The organism is Cellulomonas sp. NEAU-ZC6 (genome assembly GCF_056844425.1).
This window is the reverse complement of record NZ_JBXFYH010000001.1, coordinates 13,906-34,580: the sequence shown is the minus strand read 5'-3', so window position 1 is coordinate 34,580 and position 20,675 is coordinate 13,906. Positions and strand designations below refer to the sequence as shown.

Genomic DNA, 20,675 nt, shown 5'->3' with positions numbered 1-20,675 from the left:
GACCGGAATTCCCGCACGGCGGTGTGACGTCGGCGCTGGCGCCGCTGCGGGATCCTCCAGCCGCCGGGGCCGCGCCTTGGTCGGGTCGGCGGGCGACGACGCGTCGTGGCGGCGGCTAGCGTGACCGCCGTACCTGCCCGCCCGAGCGACCCGAGGCCCGATGTCCGACCTGCCCCGCGACCCCGCCGCCACCGCCGCGCCCGCTGCGCCGGCGCCCGTCGCCCGAGTCTCCGTCGCCACCGACGTCGCGCTGGTCGCCACGTTCGCCGCCTTCGTCGCCGTGTGCGCGGTGCTCCCCGCGATCCCGACCGGCGGCGCCGTGCCGATCACGCTGCAGACGTTCGGCGTCGTGCTGACCGGCCTGGTGCTGGGCCCGCGCCGCGGGTTCCTCGCGCTGCTGCTCTACGTGGCCGTGGGGCTCGCCGGGCTGCCGGTGTTCTCCGGGGCCGTCGGCGGCGTCGGCGTGCTCGCCGGGCCGTCCGCCGGCTACCTGCTCGCGTTCCCGCTCGCCGCGGCCGTCGCCGGCGGGCTGGGCCTGCTGGCCCGGCGCACCTCCCCCCGCTGGCGGGTGCCCGCCCTGTTCGGCGCCGCGGCCGCCGCCACGCTGCTCACGGTGCACCCGCTCGGCGTCGCGGTGCTCGGCTGGCGGCTGGGCCTGGCCCCGTCCGAGGCGATCGCCGCCGGCGCGGTGTTCCTGCCGGGCGACCTGGTGAAGAACCTGCTGGCGGCCGTCGTGGCCGCCGCCGCGCTCCGCGCCTTCCCCGACCTGCTGCGCGGCCGGTGATCGAGCTCGACGACGCCGTCGTCACCGCGTACGCACCGGGGTCCGGCGACGCACGCGGCGGTCGCGGTGGCCGGGGCGCCGAGCGCGTGGTCACGCTGCTCGGCCCGGTCAGCTGCACGCTGACCGAGCGGCGGGTCGCCGTCGTCGGGGCGAACGGCTCCGGCAAGTCGACCTTCGCCCGGCTGCTGAACGGGCTCACGCTCCCGTCCGCCGGCACCGTGCGCGTCGACGGCCTGGACACCGCGCGCGACGGCGCCGCGGTGCGCCGCCGGGTCGGCTTCCTGTTCACCGACCCGGACGCGCAGGTGGTGATGCCGACCCCCGTCGAGGACGTCGCCCTGTCGCTGCGCCGGCTCGGGCTGCGCGGGGCCGAGCGCGACGACCGGGCGCGCGAGGCGCTCGCGCGGGTCGGCCTGGCCGAGCGCGCCGACCTGCCCGTCCGGGCGCTGTCCGGCGGGCAGCGCCAGCTCCTGGCCCTCGCCGCGGTGCTGGCGACCGAGCCCGCCGTGCTGGTGTGCGACGAGCCGACCACCCTGCTGGACCTGCGTTGGCGTCGCGTGGTCGACGCCCTGCTCGCGGACCTGCCGCAGCAGGTGGTCCAGGTGACGCACGACCTGGACGCCGCCGCGCGCGCCGACCGGGTGCTGGTCGTCGACGGCGGCCGCGTGGTGCACGACGGCGCCCCCGACGCCGCGCTCGCCGCCTACCGCGCCCTGATGGCCGCTCCCGCGGACGACCGCGCGTGACGCTGCTCGGCGCCCGCCGCGCCGCCCGGACCCCGCTGGACCGCGCGCCGGTCGGGGCCAAGCTCGGGGCGCTGGCGCTGCTGGGCGTCGCGGTGGTCGCGACCCGCGGCGTGCCCGCCTCCCTCGGCCTGCTGCTGGTCGCGCTCGGGGCCGCCGCGGTCGCCGCCCTGCCGCCCCGCCCGACGCTGCGCGGCCTGCTGCCGGTGCTGGTCACCGCGGTCCTGGCCGGCGCGTACCAGGCGTGGGCGCGCGGCTGGGGACCCGCCGTCGAGGTGGTGGCCGACCTGGTGACCCTGGTGCTCGGCGCCGCGGTGGTCACCGCGACCACGCCCGCGGACCGGCTGCTCGACGCCCTGGCCCGCGCGGCGCGCCCGCTGCGGCACCTCGGGGTGCCGCCCGACCTCGTCGCGCTCGCCGTCGCCCTGGTGCTGCGCACCGTCCCGGAGATCGCCCGCACCGTGCACGAGGTCCGCGACGCCGCCCGCGCCCGCGGGGTGGAGCGCGATCCCCGCGTGTGGCTGACGCCGGCGGTGCTCCGCGTCGTCGGGCGCGCCCGGGACCTCGGCGAGGCGCTCGCCGCACGCGGCGTCGTCGACTGAGCCCGCCCGGCGCGCGGGGCGCCGCGAGCGGAGCTACGTTCCCGGCATGACGTTCCAGGAGGGTGGGCAGTTCGAGGGCGGCCGGGTCACGTCGCGGCGTGGTGGCGGGCGCGGCCGGGGCGTCGCCGTGGGCGGCGGCATCGGCACGCTGGTGCTGGTGGTGCTGGTCACGCTGCTGGGCGGCAACCCGGCGCAGCTGCTCTCCGGCGGCACCGGGGACGGCGGCGGCGCGGGCGAGCAGGTCGGCACCATCGGCGAGTGCTCCGCCGAGCAGGCCAACGCCGAGCGCGAGTGCCGCCTGTCCGCCACGGTGCAGGCCCTCGACGCGTACTGGGCGCGGGCGCTGCCCGCCGCCGGGCTCGACGTCCCCGCGGGCGACGTGCCGCCCGGCGTCGTCGAGTTCGAGTCCGCCACGGACACCGGCTGCGGCGCCGCCTCCGCAGCGACGGGCCCGTTCTACTGCCCGCCCGACCGGTCGATCTACCTGGACCTGACCTTCTACGACCTGCTGTCGTCGCAGTACGGCGCCGAGGACGGCTCGCTGGCGGAGATGTACGTCGTCGCGCACGAGTACGGGCACCACGTCCAGCAGCTCACCGGCGTCTTCGACCGCGCGGACCGGTCCGGCACCGGCGACGACTCCGACTCGGTGCGCGTCGAGCTGCAGGCCGACTGCTACGCGGGGCTCTGGGCGGGCGACGCCGCCACGACCGTCGACCCCGACACCGGCGTCACGTTCCTGGAGCCGATCACCCGCGAGGAGCTGGCCGACGCGCTGTCGGCGGCCGCGGCCGTCGGCGACGACCACATCCAGCAGCAGTCCGGCGGCGGCGTGGACCCGGACACCTGGACGCACGGCAGCAGCGAGCAGCGCCAGCGCTGGTTCACCACCGGCTACGAGCAGGGCACCCTGACGGCCTGCGACACCTTCGCGACCCCCACGCTCTGACCCGGCGACGGCCCGCCCGGCCCGCGCCCGGCCGCGAGATCGGGCCTCCGCGTCGAGATCGGTCCCGGGCGGGCCCTACCTCGGCTCGGAGGCCCTATCTCGCCGGGAGGCGCCGGGCACGGCGACGGCCGGCGACCCCGCGGGGGTGCCGGCCGTCCTGGCCCGCGAGGGGTCAGATGTTGAAGCCGAGGGCGCGCATCATGGCGCGGCCGTCGTCGGTGATCTTCTCCGGGCCCCACGGCGGCATCCAGACCCAGTTGATCCGCACGGAGTCCACGATGCCCTCGAGCGAGGTGCCGGCCTGGTCCTCGATGACGTCGGTCAGCGGGCAGGCCGCCGAGGTGAGCGTCATGTCGATGACCGCGTTGCGGCCCTGCTCCACGGAGATGCCGTACACCAGCCCGAGGTCGACGACGTTGATGCCGAGCTCCGGGTCGATGACGTCCCGCAGCGCCTCCTCGATGTCGGCGACGTTCGCGGCGGCGGTGCTGGTGGCGCCCCCACCGCCGTCCGGCTGCTGGTCGGACACGGTCGTGTCGCTCATCGCCCCTCCTCGTGGGTCGTCGTGCTCTGCTGCACCGTGGCCTGCGCCACGGCGTCCTTCATCGCCGCCCACCCGAGCAGCGCGCACTTGATGCGCGCCGGGTAGCGGGCCACGCCGACGAACGCGACGGCGTCCTCCAGCGCGGAGTCGAGCTGGTCGTCCTCGAACTTCTCCGGGAGCACGCCCCGGGAGTCCATCAGCTCGCGGAAGTCGTCGGACAGCGCCAGCGCGGTCTCGACGGACGACCCGGACACCGCCTGGGACATCACCGAGGCCGAGGCCTGCGAGATCGAGCAGCCCTGGCCGGACCAGGTCAGCTCGCCGATCACGGGCGACCCCTGCTCCCCCGGCTCCAGGCGCACGCGCAGCGTGACCTCGTCCCCGCAGGTGGGGTTCACGTGGTGGACCTCGACGTCGTACGCCTCCTGCGCCCCGCGGTGGGCGGGGTGCTTGGCGTGGTCGAGGATCAGCTGCTGGTACAGCTGCTCCATGCCGGTGCTCATGTTCTGCTTCCTCGTCTCAGTCGCTCAGACCGAAGAACGTCCGGACCCCGGCCAGTGCTTCCCGGAACACCGCGATCTCCTCGTCGGTCGTGTAGACCGCGGCCGACGCGCGGGCGGTCGCGGCCACGCCGAACCGCCGGTGCAGGGGCTGCGCGCAGTGGTGCCCGACGCGGACGGCCACGCCGGCGTCGTCCAGCACCTGGCCGACGTCGTGCGCGTGCACGCCGTCCACCACGAACGCCACGGTGGCGAGCCGGTCGACGTTCTCGGTCGGCCCGACCACCCGGACGCCGGGCACGGAGGCGACGGCGTCGAGCAGCAGCCCGGCCAGGTGCCGCTCGTGCGCGGCGACCGCGTCCATGCCGAGCTCGGCGAGGTACGTCGCGGCGGCCCCCATGCCGACGGCCTGGGACACCATCTGCGTGCCGGCCTCGAACCGGCGCGGCGGCGGCGCGTAGGTGGTCGACTCCATGGTGACGACCTCGACCATCGACCCGCCGGTGGTGACCGGGGGCATCGCCTCGAGCAGCTCGCGGCGGCCGTACAGCGCGCCGACGCCGGTGGGCCCGAGCATCTTGTGCCCGGAGAACGCCGCGAAGTCCACGCCGAGCGCCCGCAGGTCGACCGGCAGGTGCGGCACGCTCTGGCAGGCGTCCAGCACGGTCAGGGCGCCGACCTCGCGGGCCCGGGCCACGAACGGCGCGACGTCGGTGACCGCGCCGGTGACGTTGGACGCGTGCGTGAACGCGAGCACCTTCGTGCGCTCGGTGACCACGGTCGCGAGCTCGTCGGTGCGGATCCGGCCGGCGTCGTCCACGCCGAGCCAGCGCAGGGTCGCGCCGGTGCGGGCGGCGAGCTCCTGCCACGGCACGAGGTTCGCGTGGTGCTCGGCCTCGGTCACGACGATCTCGTCGCCCGGCGCCAGGGCGAACCGCTGCGCGGCCGCTCCCCCGCGCCCGAGCGTCGCGTTCGACATCGCGTACGCGACCAGGTTGAGGCCGGCCGTCGCGTTGGACGTCCAGACGATCTCCTCGTCGGCGACGCCGACGAACGACGCGACCTGGGTGCGCGCGGTCTCGAAGGCCTCGGTGGCCTCCTCCGCGAGCTGGTGCGCCCCGCGGTGCACCGCGGCGTTGCGCTGGGTGTAGAAGTCCTGCTCGGCGTCGAGGACGACCTCGGGCTTCTGCGAGGTCGCACCGGAGTCGAGGTACACGAGCGGCCTGCCGTCGCGCACCGTGCGCGCGAGCAGCGGGAAGTCCGCGCGCACCGCGGCCAGCTCCGCTGCGCCCAGCGTGCCGGGCCGCTGCCCGTCCTGCGCCGTCCGGTCCAGGGTCTCGGTCATCTCGTCGTCCTCGTCCTCGTCACCGCACCGCGACCTGTCGCGGCAGCCGTCCCCGGGTCGCCCCCGGGGGTTCGGGCCGGGGCGGCGGGCGCTGCCGCCGCCCCGGTCCCGGGACCGGTCGTCCTCAGGCGCTGGCGCCCGAGGTCAGGAACCGGTCGTAGCCCTCGTTCTCGAGCCGCTCGGCGAGCTCGGGCCCGCCCTCCTCGGCCACGCGCCCGTCGACGAACACGTGGACGAAGTCCGGCTTGATGTAGCGCAGGATGCGCGTGTAGTGCGTGATCAGCAGGACGCCGACCTCGGAGTTCTCCTTCACGCGGTTGACGCCCTCGGACACGATCCGCAGCGCGTCGACGTCCAGGCCGGAGTCGGTCTCGTCGAGGATCGCGAACCGCGGCTTCAGGAGCTCCATCTGCAGGATCTCGTGGCGCTTCTTCTCGCCGCCGGAGAAACCCTCGTTGACGGAGCGCTCGGCGAACGTCGCGTCCATCCGGAGCTGGTCCATGGCGACGGTGACGTCCTTGATCCAGCTGCGCAGCGGCGGCGCCTCGCCGTCGATCGCGGTCTTGGCGGTGCGCAGGAAGTTCGACACCGAGACGCCCGGCACCTCGACCGGGTACTGCATGGCGAGGAACAGGCCGGCGCGGGCGCGCTCGTCGACGGACATCTCCAGGACGTCCTCGCCGTCGAGCGTGACGGTGCCCGAGGTGATCTGGTACTTCGGGTGACCGGCGAGCGAGTACGCGAGGGTCGACTTGCCGGAGCCGTTCGGGCCCATGATGGCGTGCGTCTCGCCGCTGGCGATGGTCAGGTCGACGCCGCGGAGGATCGGCTTGGGGCCCTCCTTGGTCTCGACGCTGACGTGCAGGTCGCGGATCTCCAGAGTGGACATGCGTTCGTTCTCCTCGAGGCTTCAGGCAACGCCGTCGACGTCGACGAGCACGCGCTCGCCGTCGACGGTCAGGGGGTAGACGGGGACGGGGCGGACGGCCGGGGGACCCAGCGGCTCGCCGGTGCGCAGGTCGAACCGCGACCCGTGCAGCCAGCACTCCACGGTGCAGCCCTCGACCTCGCCGTCGGACAGCGACACCGCGCCGTGCGAGCAGATGTCGCTGATGGCGTGCAGCGCGCCGTCCTCGTCGCGGACGACCGCGACCTCGACGACACCCGACGGCCCCTCGAGCTCGACACGCAGGGTGCCGGCCTCGGGGACGTCGGAGGTCATGCAGGCGAGCTGGGCCGTCATGCGCGCTCGTCCGCGCTGGTGACGCTGGCCGGCTCGTTCAGGATGGCGCGCTCGCCGTCCGTCTCGGGCGTGATGTCGCTGGCGAGGTCCCCGCCGGTGACGACGGCGGCCGGGTCCGCGAACTCCGACATGGACTGCGCGAGCTCGCGCTCGATCGCGTCGATCAGGCGCTCCTCGATCTCCGGCACGCCGATCTGGTTGATCAGCTCGGCGAAGAAGCCGCGCACGACCAGGCGCCGGGCGTCCGTCTCCGGGATGCCGCGGGCGCGCAGGTAGAACAGCTGCTCGTCGTCGAACCGGCCGGTGGCGCTGGCGTGACCCGCGCCCTCGATCAGCCCGGTCTCGATCTCCAGGTTCGGCACGGAGTCCGCGCGCGCCCCGTCGGTGAGGACCAGGTTGCGGTTGAGCTCGTAGGTGTCGGTGCCCTCGGCCTCCTTGCGGATCAGCACGTCGCCGACCCACACGGTGTGCGCGCCCTCGCCCTGCAGCGCGCCCTTGTACGTCACGCGGCTCTTGCAGTTGGGGACCGCGTGGTCGACGAACAGCCGCTGCTCCTGGTGCTGGCCGGCGTCGGCGTAGTACACGCCGAGCATCTCGACCGAGCCGCCCTCGCCCGCGAACTCCGCGTCCGGGGTGACCCGCACGACGTCGCCGCCGAGCGTCACGACGATGTGCTTGACCGTGGCGTCCCGGCCGAGCTTCACGCGGTGCGCGGCGGTGTGCACCGTGCCCGCGTCCCAGTCGTGCACGGAGACGACGGTCAGGTGCGCGCCGTCCTCGGCCACGACCTCGACGGTCTCGGTCAGCAGCGCCGACCCGACGTGGTCGATGACGACCGTCGCCTGGGACAGCGGCCGGGCGTGCACCAGCAGGTGGCTGCCGGTGGGCTCCAGCTGGCCCTCGACGCCCTCGACCCGCACCGAGGTGACGGTCGACGCGACGGCCTCGGTCGGGACGGTGACCACCGTGGCGCGCGGGAACGAGGCCCACGCCACGGCGGCGGCCCGGTCGCCCGGCTCGCCGGCGCGGCCCAGGCGCTCGTCGTCGCGGTCCACGATCTCGACCTCGACCTCGGGCGCGTTCACGACCGTGGTGAGGACGCCGTGCCCGGTGAGCCGGCCCGTCTCGGGCGCGAACAGCGGCGCGATGCGGTCGACGGGCGAGAACCGCCACTCCTCCTCGCGCCCGGTCGGGACCGGGAAGTCCGCGACGTCGAACGAGGTGGCGCGGGCCGCGCGCGACGACTGCGGCACGCCGCCGACGCCGTGGCTGTGCGCGCCGTCGGCCGTCGCACGGGAGTGGTCGGTGGAGAGACCGGCGGTCTCGGGTGTGGTGGTCGACATCAGCCGACGGCCCCTTCCATCTGCAGCTCGATCAGGCGGTTCAGCTCGAGGGCGTACTCCATGGGGAGCTCGCGCGCGATGGGCTCGACGAACCCGCGCACGATCATGGCCATGGCCTCGGTCTCGGTCATCCCGCGGGACATCAGGTAGAACAGCTGGTCCTCGCTCACGCGGGACACCGTCGCCTCGTGACCCATCGACACGTCGTCCTCGCGGACGTCGACGTACGGGTAGGTGTCCGAGCGCGAGATCTGGTCGACCAGGAGGGCGTCGCACAGCACGTTCGACGCGGAGTGGCTGGCGCCCTCGAGCACCTGCACCAGGCCGCGGTAGGACGTGCGGCCACCGCCGCGGGCCACCGACTTCGACACGATCGACGACGACGTGTGCGGGGCGGCGTGCACCATCTTGCAGCCGGCGTCCTGGTGCTGGCCCTCACCCGCGAAGGCGATGGACAGCGTCTCGCCGCGGGCGTGCTCGCCCAGCAGGTAGATCGCCGGGTACTTCATGGTGACCTTGGAGCCGATGTTGCCGTCGACCCACTCCATCGTCGCGCCCTCGGCCGCGGTCGCCCGCTTGGTGACGAGGTTGTAGACGTTGTTCGACCAGTTCTGGATCGTCGTGTACCGCACGCGAGCGTTCTTCTTCACGATGATCTCGACCACCGCGGAGTGCAGCGAGTCGGACTGGTAGATCGGGGCGGTGCAGCCCTCGACGTAGTGCACGTACGAGCCCTCGTCCGCGATGATCAGCGTCCGCTCGAACTGGCCCATGTTCTCGGTGTTGATCCGGAAGTAGGCCTGCAGCGGGATCTCGACGTGCACGCCCGGCGGCACGTAGACGAACGAGCCGCCCGACCACACGGCGGTGTTCAGCGACGCGAACTTGTTGTCGCCCGGCGGGATGACGGAGCCGAAGTACTGCTCGAACAGCTCCGGGTACTCGCGCAGGCCGGTGTCGGTGTCGACGAAGATGACGCCCTGCGCCTCCAGGTCCTCCTGGATCTGGTGGTAGACGACCTCGGACTCGTACTGCGCGGCGACGCCGCCGACGAGGCGCTGCTTCTCGGCCTCCGGGATGCCCAGGCGGTCGTAGGTGTCCTTGATGTCCTCGGGCAGGTCGTCCCAGGTGGTCGCCTGCTTCTCCGTGGAGCGCACGAAGTACTTGATGTTGTCGAAGTCGATGCCCGACAGGTCCGCGCCCCACCAGGGCATCGGCTTCTTGTCGAACAGGCGCAGCGACTTCAGGCGGGTCTTCAGCATCCACTCGGGCTCGTTCTTCAGCGCCGAGATGTTGCGCACGACCTCCTCCGACAGGCCGCGCTGCGCCGTGGCGCCCGCGTCGTCGGTGTCGTGCCAGCCGTAGCCGTAGGCGCCGATCGAGGCGATGGCCTCGTCCTGGGTCATCGGCTCGGTCGCGGGGCGGCCGGGGTCCGTCGTCGTCATCTCATCGTCCTTCCGCAGGAGCACGGGGTCGGGGGGCTCGTGGATCGTCGGGGGGTCATGCGGGCGTCGGCCCGTCGTCGGCGGTCGTCGTCGGTGCGCGGTCCGTGGTCGCGGGCCGGCGCACCGGGACGATCGGGATGTTCGTGGTGCAGACGTGGCCGCCGCGGGCCAGGGTCGCCAGGCGCTGCACGTGCACGCCCAGCATCCGGGAGAACGCGTGCGCCTCGGCCTCGCAGAGCTCGGGGAACTCGCTCGCGACGTCCTGCACGGGGCAGTGCCCCTGGCAGAGCTGGATGGCGTGCCCGCCGGGGACGGGACGCGCCGTGGCGGCGAACCCGTCGATCGCGAGGCCGTCGGCGAGCACCTGCGCGCGGCGGGCCGGGTCGTCGCCCGCCTCGGCCAGCGCGTCGGCGTGCCGGACCTCCAGGTCGCGCACCCGCTTCTCGGCGAAGCTGCGCACGGCGTCGGCGCCGCCGATCTCCGCGACGAACCGCAGGGCCTGCGACGCGAGCTCGGAGTACTGCTGGCTCAGCGCGGCCTGGCCGGCCGGGGTGACCACGTAGCGCTTGGCGGGACGGCCGCGGCGGGCCGGTCCCGGGGCACCGCCGTCGTGCACGGCGATCTGCCGCTCCACCTCGAGCACGGCGAGGTGCCGGCGGATCGCGGCCGCGGTGAGCACCAGGTCGGCGGCCAGCTCGGCGGCGGACACCGGGCCGTCGGCGGCGATCAGGTCCAGCACGCGGCGGCGGGTGCCGGCCTCGGACTCGGGCTCGGCGGCGCGGACCGCGCGCACCTCGGCCACGGTGGCGGGCGCCACGACGTCGTCGGGACAGTCGGGGTCGTGCGGTGCGACGACGGTCTCGGGCGCCGGCGTGGTCGGGCTCATGCGCACACCTCCGGTTCGCTGCTGCGCGGCTGTCGTGGGCCTCGTCGCGCCGGCCGGCGCGCGTGCCCCTGGGGCCCCGCTGAGCAGGGTCCCGATATCGGCAACATCCTTGTTGCCGAAATAAGTCCTGGCAAGCAAGGTTCGCCTCACCCGATCGCGCGCCCCCTACACTCACGGGGTGCTCGGCCAGACCTCCTCCCCGCCGGCCGTCGAGGTCCGCGGGCTCGTCAAGCGGTACGACGGCCGCGCCGTCGTCGACGGGCTCGACCTGCACGCGTCGCCCGGACGGGTGACCGCGGTGCTCGGCCCGAACGGCGCCGGCAAGACCACCACCGTGGAGTGCTGCGAGGGCCTGCGCACGCCGGACGGCGGCACGGTCCGCGTCCTCGGGCTGGACCCGGTCGCCGACGCCCGCGCGCTGCGCCCCCGCGTGGGCGTCATGCTGCAGGACGCCGGGCTGCCCACGGGCGTGCCCGCGCTCGGCGTGCTCCGGCACGTCGCCGCGATGTACGCCCGACCGCTCGACGTCGACGCGCTGGCGGAGCGGCTCGGCCTGGTGCCGTTCGCCCGCACCACCGTGCGGCGGCTGTCCGGCGGCCAGCGGCAGCGGCTGGCGCTGGCCACGGCGGTCGTCGGCAGGCCCGACGTGGTGTTCCTGGACGAGCCGTCCGCGGGCATGGACCCGCAGGCGCGCCGGGCCGTCTGGTCGCTGGTCCAGGAGCTGCGCGCCGACGGCGTGGCGGTGCTGCTCACCACGCACCTGATGGACGAGGCCGAGGCGCTGGCCGACGAGGTCGCCGTCGTCGACCACGGCCGGGTCATCGCCCGCGGCACCGTCCCGGAGCTGCTCGCGCACGCCGACGGCTCCACCCTGACCTTCCGCGCGCCGCCCGGGCTGCCCCTGGCCGACCTCGGCCGCGCGCTCACCCCGGCCGGCGCACCCGACCCCACCACCGTGCGGGAGCCCGGCCCGGGCTCGTACGCCGTCGACTCCCCCGCCACGCCGGCCCTGGTGGCGGCGCTGGCGACCTGGTGCGCCGACCGCGACGTGCTGCTGGCCGGCGTCGACGTCGGCCGCCGCACCCTCGAGGACGTGTTCCTCGACCTCACCGGACGGAACCTGCGATGACCGCCGCCGCCCCGGGCGCCTCGACCACCTCGTCCGCCCCGCGCACCGCCGCCGACGACCGGGCCGCGCCGCCTGCCCGCCGGGTGCTCGCCCAGGCCCGGTTCGAGACGCTCGCGGTGCTCCGCAACGGCGAGCAGCTGCTGGTGACGCTGATCATCCCGGTCGTGGCCCTGGTCGCGCTGGCGCGCGGGTCGTTCCTGGACATCGGCACGGGCGACGTCGCCCGGGTCGACGTGGTGACGCCGGGCGTCCTCGGGCTGGCCGTGATGGCCGGGTCGATGGCCTCGCAGGCGATCGCCACCGCGTTCGACCGGCGCAACGGCGTGCTCCGGCTGCTCGCCACCACGCCGCTGGGCCGGGGCGGGCTGCTCGCCGGCAAGGCGATCGCGGTGCTCGCGGTCGCCGCGCTGCAGGTGGTCGTCGTCGGGGCCGTCGGGCTGGCGCTGGGCTGGCAGCCCGACCCGGCCGGCATCCCGGCCGCGGTCCTGGCCCTGCTGCTCGGGGTGGCCGCCTTCACCGCGCTCGCGCTGCTGCTCGCCGGCACCCTGCGCGCCGAGGCCGTCCTGGCCGTGGCGAACCTGCTGCTGGTGGTGCTCGCGGTCGTCGGCGGCGTGGTGCTGCCCGTGGCCGACCTCCCGGCCGGGTGGGCCGCGGTCGCCGAGTGGCTGCCTCCGGGCGCGCTCGGCGAGGCGCTGCGCGGCGCGCTGGTCGACGGCGCGTTCCCCGCCGCGCACCTGGCCGCGCTCGCCGCGTGGACGCTCGTGCTCGGCGCCTGCGTCCGCCGCTGGTTCCGCTGGTCCTGACCCGCCCGGCCGCGCAGCCCGGCCCGGCCCCTGCCGCCGAGGTCGTCACGACCGCGCGAGGTCGTCATCTGCACCTGACGACCTCGGTCACGTGTGACGACCTCGCGACCGCCATCCTGGCGCGGCTGCGGCAGGGCGGCGGCGGCGCGGGCGCGTGACCAAGGCCTCGTGCGCGCAGGCACGGGGGGTCGCGGGCGGACCGTAGGCTGGAGGTCGTGAGCTCCGACGTCGCCGCCGCCCCCGCCTCCCCCGCACGGTCCTCGTTCGCGGCGTGGCGCGAGCGGCTCACGTACCCCGTGCTGGTGGCCAACCTGGTCGCGCAGATCGGGATCGTCGTCACCGGCGGCGCCGTGCGGCTCACCGGCTCCGGCCTCGGCTGCTCGACGTGGCCGCAGTGCGAGCCCGGGCAGTTCGCCCCCGTCTTCCACGAGGCCGCGACGTACCACCGGTTCGTCGAGTTCGGGAACCGCACCCTGACCGGCGTGCTCGGCGTCATCGCGCTGGCCGTGGCGGTCCTCGTGTGGTCCAACCGCGACCGGATCGCGTCCTACCGCTGGCTCGGGCTCGCGCCGCTGGTGGGCGTCGCCGCGCAGGCGGTGATCGGCGGCGTGATCGTGCTGCTGCACCTGCACCCGGCCTGGGTGAGCCTGCACTTCCTGGTCTCGATGCTGCTGGTGGTCACCTCGACGCTGCTGGTGCACCGCAGCCGCGAGGGCGACGGGCCGCGCATCCCCGTGGTCGGCCCGCTCGCGCGCCGCCTGGCGCCGGTGCTCGCCGTCCTGCTCGCCGTCGTGCTCGCGCTGGGCGCGATCACCACCGGCGCCGGCCCGCACTCGGGCGACGCCGAGGTCGGCTACCGGTTCGCCCTCGACCCGTACCTGATGGCCCGCGTGCACGCCGCCTCGGTGTGGCTGTTCATCGGGGTGCTGGTGGTCCTGCTCTGGCTGACCCGCCGCGGGCCGTACCTGCTGCGCCGGCGCGGCTGGGTCATGGTCGCGCTGGTCGCGCTGCAGGGGGCCATCGGCTACGTGCAGGTGGCCACGGACCTGCCGGTCCTGCTGGTGCTGCTGCACATGCTGGGCGCGGCGCTGCTGGCCGCCGGGACCACGCGGTACCTGCTGACGTTCCGCACCCGGGCCTGAGCGCCCGGCATCCGGACGCCGCCCCGGACCACCTCCCACCAGCACGTACGCTCCGAGGCATGGATCCGATGAGCAACCGGGGCTGCGCCCCGCGCCGGGGGCCCGGGGCCTGACACCGGCCGCCACCCCTCTCTGACACGGGCTGGCGTGCCGCGCAGGCACCCCGACCGCTCCACCCGCCGCGACGTCGGCGGGTCGTCCCCTGAGGACCCCCGTGCTCTCGTTCCCCCTCGGCGCGCGCCGACGCGCCCTGCTTGCCGCTGCCCTGGTCCTGGTCGGCTCGACCGCCGTGCAGCTGTCCGCCGCCCTCGCGTCCGGCGTGTTCGCCCCGCTCGGCACGCTCGCCGTCTCCGGGTACCGCATGACCGCCGCGGCGCTCGTCCTGCTCGTGCTCACCCGGCCGCGGCTGCGCGGCCGCACGCGCTCCGCCTGGCTGGGCCTCGTGCTGTACGGCGCGGCGATGGCCGCGATGAACGTGCTGTTCTACGCGGCGCTCGACCGGCTGCCGCTCGGCGTCGCCGTGACGCTCGAGTTCTGCGGGCCGCTCGCCGTGGCGGCCGTCGCGTCCGCCGGACGCTCCCGCCTGCTGCCCGCGCTCGCCCTGGTCGGCGTGCTGCTGGTCGTCGGCCGGCCCGTCGGCGGCCTGGACCTGCTCGGCGTCCTGCTCGGCCTCGGTGCCGCCGCCGCGTTCGGCGGGTACACGGCGCTGGCCGGCCGGGTCGGCTCGGCGTCCTCCGGTCTCGGCGACCTGGCGCTGTCCGTGGCCGTCGGTGCGCTGCTGCTCGCCCCGTGGCAGGTCGTGCAGGCGTCGGCGGTGACCGCCGCGCAGCTGCCGGTGCTGGCACTGTCCGGGGTGCTCGGCGTGGCGCTGGCGTTCTCGCTCGACTTCCAGGCGGTGCGGCTGGCCGGCACCCGGGTGGTCGGCACGCTGTTCGCGGTGGACCCGGCGATGGGCGCGGTGGTGGGCGCCGTGCTGCTGGGCGACCGGTTGCCGCCGTCGGGCCTGGCGGGGATCTCCGTCGTCGTGCTCGCCGGCGCGGGCGCCGTCTGGTCCTCCGGCCGGCGCCCGGCGCCCGTGCTGCCGCCCGAGTGACCCCGGGTCGCCGGAGTCCGTCCGCCGTGCTGTGCTCGGCGGATGGACTCCGTCACCCGCGCCGGCTTGCGGCTGGACGTGCACGACCACCCGCCGGGCACCGCGGCGCCGGACGGCGAGCCGGCACCGGTCGTGGTGCTGCTGCACGGGTTCCCGCAGGACTCCTCGGCGTACGACGCGGTGGTCCCGCTGCTCACCGCCGCGGGCGCACGCGTGCTGGTGCCGGACCAGCGGGGCTACTCCCCCGGCGCGCGGCCGCGCGGGGTGCGGGCGTACGCCCTGCCCGAGCTGGTCGCGGACCTGGCGGCCGTGCTGGACGCCGCCGGGGCCGGGCGTGCGCACGTGGTCGGGCACGACTGGGGCGGCGTGGTCGCCTGGGCGTTCGCGCACCGGCACCCGGACCGGACCGCGTCGCTGACGGCCCTGTCGACGCCGCACCCCGCGGCGGTCCGCACGGGCACCCGGCGCGGCACGCAGGCGCTGCGCTCGGCCTACGTGCTCGCCTTCCAGCTGCCGTGGCTGCCCGAGCGGGTGCTGCTCGCGCGCGGCGGCGCCGTCCTGCGGCGGTCCCTGGTCCGCACCGGGCTCGCCGGCGCGGCCGCCGACCGGTACGTGGCCCGGATGCGGCAGCCCGGGGCCCTCGCCGCCGCGCTGGCGTGGTACCGCGCCCTGCGCGTCCCCGACCGCGGCGGCACCGGTCCGGTCGCGGTGCCCACGACGTACGTCACCGCCCGCCGCGACCCGTTCTTCGCCGCCGCGTCGGTGGCCGGGACCGCCGCGCACGTGACCGGCCCGTTCACGCAGGTGGACCTCGACGCCGACCACTGGCTGCCGGAGCACCGGCCCGCGGAGGTCGCGGCCGCGGTGCTGGCGCGGCTCCGCTGACGCCGCACCGCCGGACGACGACCGCACGTGCCCGACCGCCCCACCCCCTTCTGGTGTGTCGTACGTCACATCTAGGCTCGTCGGCATGGAACTGGCCATCGAAGCCCGCGGGCTCGTCAAGCGCTACAAGGGCGTCACCGCCCTCGACGGCGTGGACCTCATGGTGCCGACCGGCACCGTGCTCGGTCTGCTCGGCCCCAACGGGGCCGGCAAGACCACCATCGTGCGCGTCCTGTCCACGCTGCTGCGCCCGGACGAGGGCCGCGCGACCGTCATGGGCGTGGACGTGCTCGACAAGCCCGCGGAGGTCCGGCGGCGGATCGGCCTGTCCGGGCAGTACGCCGCCGTCGACGAGTACCTGACCGGGTTCGAGAACCTCGACATGATCGGGCGCCTCTACCACCTCGGCGCTGCGCGGTCCCGGTCGCGGGCCCGCGAGCTGCTGGCCTCGTTCCGGCTCGAGGACGCGGCCGACCGGCCGACCCGCACCTACTCGGGCGGCATGCGGCGCCGGCTGGACCTGGCCGGCGCGCTGGTCGCCGACCCCCCGGTGATCTTCCTGGACGAGCCCACCACCGGGCTCGACCCCCGCGGCCGCACGGAGATGTGGGACGTGATCCAGACGCTGGTCGCCGGCGGCACGACCGTGCTGCTGACCACGCAGTACCTGGAGGAGGCCGACGTCCTCGCGGACGAGATCGTGGTCATCGACCACGGCCGCATCATCGCGCAGGGCACCGCGGACGAGCTCAAGCGCCAGGTCGGCGGCGAGCGCATCGAGCTGACGGTGGCCGACGTCGCGGTCCTCGCGCACGTCACGGAGGTGCTCACCCCGCTCGGCGTCGGACAGCCCTCGGTCGACGACGGCCGGCGGTCGTTCGTGATGCCGGTCTCCGGCGGCCCCGAGGTGCTCAGCGAGGCGCTCCGCCTGCTGGACGCGCGCCAGGTCCGGCTCGAGGACGTCGGCCTCCGGCGCCCGACCCTCGACGACGTCTTCCTCTCGCTGACCGGCAAGGCCACCGAGGCCGACGGCAGCCCCGACCCGAAGGCAGGTGCGTGATGGCGTTCCCACCGGTGATCGCCGACGCGGCCGTGGTCGCGAAGCGCAACATCATCAAGATCAAGCGGGTGCCCGACCTGCTGGTCTTCACCACGCTCTCCCCCATCATGTTCGTCCTGCTGTTCTCCTACGTGTTCGGGGGCGCGATCGACCAGGAGGGCGGCGGGCAGGCCTACCGGGAGTTCCTCATCGCGGGGATCTTCGCGCAGACCGTGATCTTCGGGGCGACGGTCACCGGCGCCGCGCTGGCGGAGGACCTGAAGAAGGGCATCCTCGACCGGTTCCGGTCGCTGCCGATGGCGCCGTCCGCGGTGCTGACCGGGCGGACGTTCTCCGACGTGGTCAACAACGTCATCGTGCTGATCGTGATGGGCCTGACCGGGCTCGTCGTCGGCTGGCGGATCCGGTCCTCGGCCCTCGACGCGCTGGCCGGGTTCGCGCTGCTGCTGGTGTTCGCGTACGCGATCAGCTGGATCATGGCGTGGATCGGGATGCTGGTGCCCAGTCCCGAGGTGGTCAACAACGCCTCGTTCATCGTGATCTTCCCGCTGACGTTCGTGGCCAACACGTTCGTGCCGCTGGAGACCCTGCCGCCGGTGCTGCAGACGTTCGCGGAGTGGAACCCGGTGTCGGCGGTGACCCAGGCCGCGCGCGAGCTGTTCGGCAACATCCCGCCCGGGGTGCCCGAGCCGACCGCGTGGCCGCTGCAGAACCCGGAGGTCTACACGCTGATCTGGTCCGCGCTGTTCCTCGTGGTGTTCGTGCCGCTGGCCAACGCGCAGTACCGGGTGTCCACCAGCCGCTGACGCGCACACGGCGTCAGCGGACGCCCTCCGCGCGGCGGCCCTTGTGCGCGTACATCGCGTCGTCCGCGCGGGCCAGGGCGGCGCCCACGGGCTCGCCTGCGCGCGCCTGCGCGACGCCGTGGCTCCACGTCGGGTCGTCGCCCGCCCGGCCGCGCCCGGCGGCGCCGGCCCAGGCCTCGGCGGCCGCGGCGTCCCGGCCCGGCAGGACGACGGCGAACTCGTCGCCGCCGATCCGGCCGATCAGGTCGTCGCGGTCCAGCTCCTCGCGCCAGGCGGCGACCATCCGCACCAGGACCGCGTCGCCGGCGGCGTGGCCGAGCGAGTCGTTCACGGCCTTGAAGTCGTCGACGTCGAGGCACACGACGCTCACCGGCCGGTCGCGGCGTGCCGCGTCGTGCAGCAGCAGCGCGGCGCGCTCGTCGAACGCCGCCCGGGTCAGCGCGCCGGTCAGGTCGTCGGTCGTGGCGATCAGCCGGAGCCGGGCCACCAGGTAGGTGACCAGGGCGCTCATCGCCACCGTGGTCGCGGTCAGCACCAGCCACGTGGTCGGCCGGAACGGCACCGGCGACGCGAGCATGCTCAGCGCCAGGGTGCCGACCACGAGCGCGAGCACGCGGCGCACCGTCCGCGGGGCGCCCAGCAGCGCCGCCGCCTGCCCCGCGACCACCAGGCCGAGGCCGGTCGTCACCACGCCGGCGAGGGTCTGGCAGCTGGCCACGAGCGCCCCGCCGACGGCGACCGCCGCGACCAGCGCGGCCAGCGGCACCCACGGCCGGTCCCGCAGCACGAGCACCGCCACGGCGAGCAGCGCGAGCACGGCCGCGCCGCCGTACCAGACCTCGACCAGCGCGAGCCGGGACGGCGGGAACACCGCGCTGACCAGGCAGAGCACCGCGCACAGCGCGAGCGCACCGGCGGAGTGGGTCGCGGCGAGGAACAGGCGCGACCGAGGCACCTCGGACCCGGTCGGCGCGCGCACGCCCGCACGATCGGCCGCGACGCCGCCCGGGTGAGGCGTCCGTGCGCGGATCAGCCGGACGGGCGAACGCGCCGGGCGCCCGCCCGGCCGGTCAGTCCACCGGGCGCAGCGTCGACCAGCCGCGGTCGCGGGACGCCGCGGCGGCGAGCACGCCGACCGCCGCGCTCGGGCTCGTGATCCGCCCGGCGAGCACCGCGTCGACCGCCTCGTCCAGCGGCACCCACCGCGGCACGATCCCGGCCTCCTCGTCCTCGCGGGTGAACCGCTCGGCGTCGGGGACCTCGGACACGTCCCGGGCCAGGTACACGAGGATCTCCTCGTTGGACCCGCCCGGCGAGTTCCGGAACTGCGCGAGCAGGTGCCAGGTGCCGGCCCGCAGGTCGGCCTCCTCCTCCAGCTCGCGGGCCGCGGTGACGTGCGGCGGCTCGCCGTCGACGTCGCGCAGCCCGGCGGGCGGCTCCCAGAGCTCCATGCGGACGGGGTGCCGGTACTGCTGGATCAGCAGCACCCGGCCGGCGTCGTCGAGCGCGATCACCGCGACGGCACCGGGGTGGTCGACGAACTCCCGCACCACCTGGGACTCGCCCAGGTCGACCGTCTCCGAGACCAGGTCCCAGATCTTGCCGTGGTGCAGGTCCGTGTGCTCGAGCACCGGGCGGGGGGCGGGCCGGTCCACCGGCCCGCCCTGCTGCTCCGTCGTCACGCGCGGGCCTTCGCCGGGGCCGTGGTGGCGCCCCTGGCGGCGAGCGCCGCCGCGACCAGGCCCGCGAACAGCGGGTGCGACCGCGTCGGGCGCGACTTGAACTCCGGGTGCGCCTGCGTGGACACGTAGTACGGGTGCACCTCGCGGGGCAGCTCGACGAACTCGACCAGCGACGAGTCCGGGGAGACGCCCGAGATGACCAGGCCGGCCTCCTCCAGGCGGTCGCGGTACGTGTTGTTGACCTCGTACCGGTGCCGGTGCCTCTCGGTGACCCGCGTCGAGCCGTACGCCTCGGCGGCGACCGAGCCCTCGGCCAGCACCGCCTCGTACGAGCCGAGCCGCATCGTGCCGCCGAGGTCGCCCTCGCCGCCGACGATCGCCAGCTGCTCCGCCATGGTCGCGACCACCGGGTCGGCCGGGTCCGCGTCGAACTCGGACGACGACGCCCCGGGCAGGCCGAGCACGTTGCGGGCGTACTCGATGACCATCGTCTGCAGGCCGAGGCAGATGCCCAGCGTGGGCACCTTGCTCTCGCGGGCCCAGCGCAGGGCGCCGAGCTTGCCCTCGATGCCGCGCACGCCGAAGCCGCCGGGCACCAGGACCGCGTCGACCCCGCCGAGCGCGCGCTGCGCACCGTCCGGCGTCTGGCAGTCGTCCGAGGGGACCCAGCGGATCTTCACCTTGGCGTCGTGGTGGAAGCCGCCGGCGCGCAGCGCCTCGGTCACCGACAGGTAGGCGTCGGGCAGGTCGATGTACTTGCCGACCAGCGCGATCTCGAGGTGGTGCGCGGGCTGGTGCACGCGCTGCAGGAGCTCGTCCCAGCCGCTCCAGTCGACGTCGCGGAACTGCAGGCCGAGCCGCTGCACGACGTAGGCGTCCAGGCCCTCGGCGTGGATGACCCGCGGGATGTCGTAGATGCTCGGCGCGTCCACGCAGGAGATGACGCCCTGGGTGTCGACGTCGCACATCAGGCCGATCTTGGCCTTGATGGACTGCGGGATCTCGCGGTCGGACCGCAGCACGATCGCGTCCGGCTGGATGCCGATGCTGCGCAGCGCCGCCACCGAGTGCTGGGTCGGCTTGGTCTTCAGCTCGCCCGACGGCCCGATGTACGGCACCAGCGAGACGTGCAGGAAGAACACGTTGTCGCGGCCGAGCTCGTGCCGGACCTGGCGGGCCGCCTCGAGGAACGGCTGCGACTCGATGTCGCCGACCGTGCCGCCGATCTCGGTGATGATGATGTCGACGTCGTCGGCCGCCTGGGACCGCATGCGCGTCTTGATCTCGTCGGTGATGTGCGGAATGACCTGGACGGTGTCGCCGAGGTACTCGCCGCGCCGCTCCTTCGCGATCACGTGCGAGTAGACCTGCCCGGTCGTCACGTTCGCGGAGCCGACCAGGTCGACGTCGAGGAACCGCTCGTAGTGACCCACGTCGAGGTCCGTCTCGGCCCCGTCCTCGGTGACGAAGACCTCGCCGTGCTGGAACGGGTTCATCGTCCCGGGGTCCACGTTGAGGTAGGGGTCGAGCTTCTGCATCGTGACCCGGAGGCCGCGGGAGCGGAGAAGTCGTCCGAGGCTCGAGGCCGTCAGGCCCTTGCCCAGTGAGGAGGCGACGCCTCCCGTGACGAAGATGTGCCGGGTCGTGGAGTCCGACCGCCCGGAGAGTCGATTTGCGCGCTCTGCCACGGG

Annotated in this window: 22 protein-coding genes; 11 read left to right on the top strand and 11 right to left on the bottom strand. The window is 75.0% G+C overall.

All coding sequences use genetic code 11. The features are described from left to right. The first annotated feature begins 160 nt into the window (after positions 1-160). The 4 genes from AC1050_RS00170 to ypfJ are packed head-to-tail and all read left to right on the top strand — an operon-like array spanning position 161 to position 3,078. Complete coding sequence (locus AC1050_RS00170) at positions 161-784, top strand: biotin transporter BioY (protein ID WP_482385365.1); 624 nt, start codon at positions 161-163, stop codon at positions 782-784. After that, positions 781-1,530 (top strand): energy-coupling factor ABC transporter ATP-binding protein, encoded by a 750-nt coding sequence (locus tag AC1050_RS00165; RefSeq protein ID WP_482385364.1) that lies wholly within the window; start codon positions 781-783, stop codon positions 1,528-1,530. Before AC1050_RS00170 ends, AC1050_RS00165 begins: the two co-directional genes overlap by 4 nt. Further along, positions 1,527-2,129: a CbiQ family ECF transporter T component gene (locus tag AC1050_RS00160; protein ID WP_482385363.1), complete on the top strand. Its 603-nt coding sequence runs from the start codon at positions 1,527-1,529 to the stop codon at positions 2,127-2,129. The genes AC1050_RS00165 and AC1050_RS00160 overlap by 4 nt, the downstream gene beginning before the upstream one ends. 46 nt (positions 2,130-2,175) lie before the next feature. After that, complete coding sequence (gene ypfJ, locus AC1050_RS00155) at positions 2,176-3,078, top strand: KPN_02809 family neutral zinc metallopeptidase (protein WP_482385362.1); 903 nt, start codon at positions 2,176-2,178, stop codon at positions 3,076-3,078. Positions 3,079-3,250: 172 nt separating this feature from the next. Here the strand turns inward: ypfJ and AC1050_RS00150 are convergent, their stop codons facing one another. The 8 genes from AC1050_RS00150 to AC1050_RS00115 all read right to left on the bottom strand — a co-directional run bounded on the left by AC1050_RS00150 (position 3,251) and on the right by AC1050_RS00115 (position 10,384). Next, the gene (locus tag AC1050_RS00150; RefSeq protein ID WP_482385361.1) at positions 3,251-3,622 is read right to left on the bottom strand and encodes a metal-sulfur cluster assembly factor; all 372 of its coding nucleotides are present in this window, start codon (positions 3,620-3,622) and stop codon (positions 3,251-3,253) included. Beyond that, entirely contained in the window at positions 3,619-4,125 is a 507-nt protein-coding gene (gene sufU / locus AC1050_RS00145) for a Fe-S cluster assembly sulfur transfer protein SufU (protein ID WP_482385360.1), read from the bottom strand. The genes AC1050_RS00150 and sufU overlap by 4 nt, the downstream gene beginning before the upstream one ends. Before the next feature lie 16 nt (positions 4,126-4,141). After that, positions 4,142-5,467, bottom strand: a complete 1,326-nt coding sequence (locus AC1050_RS00140; protein ID WP_482385359.1) for a SufS family cysteine desulfurase — start codon at positions 5,465-5,467, stop codon at positions 4,142-4,144. Positions 5,468-5,591: 124 nt separating this feature from the next. Further along, a complete protein-coding gene (gene sufC, locus AC1050_RS00135) occupies positions 5,592-6,356 on the bottom strand; it encodes a Fe-S cluster assembly ATPase SufC (RefSeq protein ID WP_482385358.1) in 765 nt (254 codons plus the stop codon). 21 nt (positions 6,357-6,377) lie between these two features. Next, positions 6,378-6,710 (bottom strand): non-heme iron oxygenase ferredoxin subunit, encoded by a 333-nt coding sequence (locus tag AC1050_RS00130; RefSeq protein ID WP_482385357.1) that lies wholly within the window; start codon positions 6,708-6,710, stop codon positions 6,378-6,380. Further along, on the bottom strand, positions 6,707-8,053 hold the full coding sequence (gene sufD, locus AC1050_RS00125; protein ID WP_482385356.1) for a Fe-S cluster assembly protein SufD: 1,347 nt from the start codon (positions 8,051-8,053) through the stop codon (positions 6,707-6,709). Before sufD ends, AC1050_RS00130 begins: the two co-directional genes overlap by 4 nt. Continuing rightward, positions 8,053-9,498, bottom strand: coding sequence for a Fe-S cluster assembly protein SufB (sufB, locus tag AC1050_RS00120; protein ID WP_482385355.1), 1,446 nt, complete (start codon positions 9,496-9,498; stop codon positions 8,053-8,055). Before sufB ends, sufD begins: the two co-directional genes overlap by 1 nt. Before the next feature lie 55 nt (positions 9,499-9,553). Continuing rightward, the gene (locus tag AC1050_RS00115; RefSeq protein WP_482385354.1) at positions 9,554-10,384 is read right to left on the bottom strand and encodes a helix-turn-helix transcriptional regulator; all 831 of its coding nucleotides are present in this window, start codon (positions 10,382-10,384) and stop codon (positions 9,554-9,556) included. Positions 10,385-10,562: 178 nt separating this feature from the next. Between AC1050_RS00115 and AC1050_RS00110 the strand changes: the two genes are divergently transcribed. From AC1050_RS00110 to AC1050_RS00080, 7 genes are all read left to right on the top strand, one after another. Continuing rightward, entirely contained in the window at positions 10,563-11,513 is a 951-nt protein-coding gene (locus AC1050_RS00110) for an ABC transporter ATP-binding protein (protein ID WP_482385353.1), read from the top strand. Then, positions 11,510-12,316, top strand: a complete 807-nt coding sequence (locus AC1050_RS00105; RefSeq protein ID WP_482385352.1) for an ABC transporter permease — start codon at positions 11,510-11,512, stop codon at positions 12,314-12,316. Before AC1050_RS00110 ends, AC1050_RS00105 begins: the two co-directional genes overlap by 4 nt. Before the next feature lie 215 nt (positions 12,317-12,531). After that, positions 12,532-13,458 (top strand): COX15/CtaA family protein, encoded by a 927-nt coding sequence (locus AC1050_RS00100; RefSeq protein ID WP_482385351.1) that lies wholly within the window; start codon positions 12,532-12,534, stop codon positions 13,456-13,458. Positions 13,459-13,672: 214 nt separating this feature from the next. Then, positions 13,673-14,551: an EamA family transporter gene (locus AC1050_RS00095; protein WP_482385350.1), complete on the top strand. Its 879-nt coding sequence runs from the start codon at positions 13,673-13,675 to the stop codon at positions 14,549-14,551. A 42-nt stretch (positions 14,552-14,593) separates the two neighbouring features. Continuing rightward, entirely contained in the window at positions 14,594-15,436 is an 843-nt protein-coding gene (locus AC1050_RS00090; protein ID WP_482385349.1) for an alpha/beta fold hydrolase, read from the top strand. 85 nt (positions 15,437-15,521) lie between these two features. After that, a complete protein-coding gene (locus tag AC1050_RS00085; protein WP_482385348.1) occupies positions 15,522-16,496 on the top strand; it encodes an ATP-binding cassette domain-containing protein in 975 nt (324 codons plus the stop codon). Continuing rightward, complete coding sequence (locus AC1050_RS00080) at positions 16,496-17,302, top strand: ABC transporter permease (protein ID WP_482385347.1); 807 nt, start codon at positions 16,496-16,498, stop codon at positions 17,300-17,302. Before AC1050_RS00085 ends, AC1050_RS00080 begins: the two co-directional genes overlap by 1 nt. Positions 17,303-17,315: 13 nt before the next feature. Here the strand turns inward: AC1050_RS00080 and AC1050_RS00075 are convergent, their stop codons facing one another. From AC1050_RS00075 to AC1050_RS00065, 3 genes are all read right to left on the bottom strand, one after another. Then, positions 17,316-18,281 carry a GGDEF domain-containing protein gene (locus AC1050_RS00075; protein WP_482385346.1) on the bottom strand — a complete coding sequence of 322 codons (966 nt, stop codon included), beginning with the start codon at positions 18,279-18,281 and terminating at the stop codon, positions 17,316-17,318. Between the two features lie 91 nt (positions 18,282-18,372). Further along, positions 18,373-18,984 carry an NUDIX domain-containing protein gene (locus tag AC1050_RS00070; RefSeq protein ID WP_482385345.1) on the bottom strand — a complete coding sequence of 204 codons (612 nt, stop codon included), beginning with the start codon at positions 18,982-18,984 and terminating at the stop codon, positions 18,373-18,375. Then, complete coding sequence (locus AC1050_RS00065; protein WP_482385344.1) at positions 18,981-20,672, bottom strand: CTP synthase; 1,692 nt, start codon at positions 20,670-20,672, stop codon at positions 18,981-18,983. The genes AC1050_RS00070 and AC1050_RS00065 overlap by 4 nt, the downstream gene beginning before the upstream one ends. Positions 20,673-20,675: the final 3 nt, after the last annotated feature.

Coding starts and splice junctions, on each gene's coding strand:
- AC1050_RS00170 (WP_482385365.1), top strand. CDS start 161: ATGTCCGACCTGCCCCGCGACCCCGCCGCCACCGCCGCGCCCGCTGCG.
- ypfJ (WP_482385362.1), top strand. CDS start 2,176: ATGACGTTCCAGGAGGGTGGGCAGTTCGAGGGCGGCCGGGTCACGTCG.
- AC1050_RS00150 (WP_482385361.1), bottom strand. CDS start 3,622: ATGAGCGACACGACCGTGTCCGACCAGCAGCCGGACGGCGGTGGGGGC.
- sufU (WP_482385360.1), bottom strand. CDS start 4,125: ATGAGCACCGGCATGGAGCAGCTGTACCAGCAGCTGATCCTCGACCAC.
- AC1050_RS00140 (WP_482385359.1), bottom strand. CDS start 5,467: ATGACCGAGACCCTGGACCGGACGGCGCAGGACGGGCAGCGGCCCGGC.
- sufC (WP_482385358.1), bottom strand. CDS start 6,356: ATGTCCACTCTGGAGATCCGCGACCTGCACGTCAGCGTCGAGACCAAG.
- AC1050_RS00130 (WP_482385357.1), bottom strand. CDS start 6,710: ATGACGGCCCAGCTCGCCTGCATGACCTCCGACGTCCCCGAGGCCGGC.
- sufD (WP_482385356.1), bottom strand. CDS start 8,053: ATGTCGACCACCACACCCGAGACCGCCGGTCTCTCCACCGACCACTCC.
- sufB (WP_482385355.1), bottom strand. CDS start 9,498: ATGACGACGACGGACCCCGGCCGCCCCGCGACCGAGCCGATGACCCAG.
- AC1050_RS00115 (WP_482385354.1), bottom strand. CDS start 10,384: ATGAGCCCGACCACGCCGGCGCCCGAGACCGTCGTCGCACCGCACGAC.
- AC1050_RS00105 (WP_482385352.1), top strand. CDS start 11,510: ATGACCGCCGCCGCCCCGGGCGCCTCGACCACCTCGTCCGCCCCGCGC.
- AC1050_RS00090 (WP_482385349.1), top strand. CDS start 14,594: ATGGACTCCGTCACCCGCGCCGGCTTGCGGCTGGACGTGCACGACCAC.
- AC1050_RS00085 (WP_482385348.1), top strand. CDS start 15,522: ATGGAACTGGCCATCGAAGCCCGCGGGCTCGTCAAGCGCTACAAGGGC.
- AC1050_RS00080 (WP_482385347.1), top strand. CDS start 16,496: ATGGCGTTCCCACCGGTGATCGCCGACGCGGCCGTGGTCGCGAAGCGC.